The organism is Adlercreutzia sp. DFI.6.23, from assembly GCF_024462535.1.
Classification (GTDB): domain Bacteria; phylum Actinomycetota; class Coriobacteriia; order Coriobacteriales; family Eggerthellaceae; genus Adlercreutzia; species Adlercreutzia rubneri.
On sequence record NZ_JANGBP010000653.1, the window covers coordinates 1 to 294 of the forward strand.

The 294-nt window shown below is 62.9% G+C and carries 1 protein-coding gene; it reads left to right on the forward strand.

The genetic code is table 11. From position 1 onward, the window contains the following. The coding region (locus tag NE591_RS14940; protein ID WP_256157066.1) for a type II secretion system F family protein at nt 1–216 on the forward strand (216 nt) is incomplete at its 5' end. Between the last annotated feature and the right edge of the window lie 78 nt (nt 217–294).

Consider the following 294-nt stretch of genomic DNA (forward strand, 5'->3'; position numbering starts at 1 on the left):
GAGAACATTGTGCGCTCCCTGCGCTTCGGCGCGACTATGGCCGACAACTTGGTGGACGCGGCGCGGGAGGCTCGCAGCGGATACAAGGCGCGTCGCCAGGAGGCGGTGGCGAAGGCGCCGGTGAAGATGATGGTTCCCACCGGCGTGCTCATCCTGCCCGCCATGCTCATGCTCGTGCTGGGGCCGGTGCTCCTGGAATTGGCGGGGGGCTTTTGAAGATGAAACGAACGAGAAAGGAATTGCGACATGAAGAGGCTCGAATCCGTTGTGGTAAAAGTAGCGGGTGCGCGGGAG